The organism is Flavobacterium sp. JAS (assembly GCF_020991455.1).
Classification (GTDB): Bacteria; Bacteroidota; Bacteroidia; order Flavobacteriales; family Flavobacteriaceae; genus Flavobacterium.
This window is the reverse complement of record NZ_JAJMOX010000042.1, coordinates 1-1,238: the sequence shown is the minus strand read 5'-3', so window position 1 is coordinate 1,238 and position 1,238 is coordinate 1. Positions and strand designations below refer to the sequence as shown.

Here is a 1,238-nt window from a genome sequence, read left to right as displayed (position 1 = left end):
GGCAACAGAAGCAAACCAAACTACTTTGTCCTTTTGGGTAATACCAAAGGTTTTAATCTGATCTAAAGACATGTTAACATTACTGCTATGCTCCACCATAACGCCTTTAGGCTGTCCTGTGGAACCTGAAGTATAAATGATATAGGCTAAATCATTAGCCGTATTTATCTTTACGATATTTTCTTTTGAATATTTATGTCGAACCTGTTCAAATTGCTCTAATGTCTCTTGGTCTATAACTGCTTTACAATTACTGTCTTGTTCAATATATGCAATGCGGTCTTCAGGGTAATTAACAGCTATAGGAAGATAAGCAGCTCCGGATTTTAATACTCCTAAAATCGCCACAATCATTCTATCGCTTTTATCCAGCTTTACTCCCACCAGATCATCTGGCTTAATCGCATAATTTTCTCTTAAATAACAAGCCAACTGATTCGACTTCTCATTAAGTTCCTGATACGTTAGCTTTGTTTCTCCAAAAACAACAGCAATATTATTTGGTGTCTTTCTAACCTGTTCTTCAAATAAATCTACGATTGTCTTCTCTTTTGGATACTCTGCATTTGTATCGTTGAATGCTGCCAATAACTGATTCTGTTCTTCAGATGTTAGGTAGTCGATTTCCTGAATCAGCCTTTCAGGTTGTTCTAATGATTCCTTAAGCAGGTTTTCAAAATGGGTAAACATTCTCTCTATCAAATATTCCTCATAGATGTCTGTATTATAAGAAACCATCAAACTCAATCCCTCTGATTCGACGAAAGTGAAACTGATATCAAACTGAGCTGTTGCAGTAGAAAACTCATAAGGCTCCATCTCTAGATCTCTTAATTCTTCTCCTTTTAGATTATTCAATTGTCCCTGATTTTGTAAAACAACCAAAACATCAAATAATGCAGAACGGCTTGAATCTCTTTGTAGATTCAACTTCCCTACCAAGGCATCAAATGGATAACTCTGATGTTCATAAGCTCCTAAAAGGGTATTTTTCTGAGCAGATACCAAATCTAAAAAACTGTCTCCTTGCTCAAATCGAGTTCGGATGGCAAGTGTATTTAAATATAAACCCAATTGATTTTCTAAATCAGGATGCTCTCTGCCCGCTATTGGTGTTCCTACTATAATATCATTCTGCCCCGAATACTTATGCAATAAAGTATTGATTCCTGCCATAAGTGTCATAAACAGCGTAACATCCTGCGCTTTTGAGAATGCTTTTAATTCCTTTAAAAATG

1 protein-coding gene is annotated in these 1,238 nt (G+C 35.9%); it reads right to left on the bottom strand.

Features of this window, described 5'->3' with window-relative positions; genetic code table 11:
* Positions 1-1,238: condensation domain-containing protein (locus LPB88_RS23655; RefSeq protein WP_230718255.1), on the bottom strand; the 1,238-nt coding region annotated here is incomplete at both ends.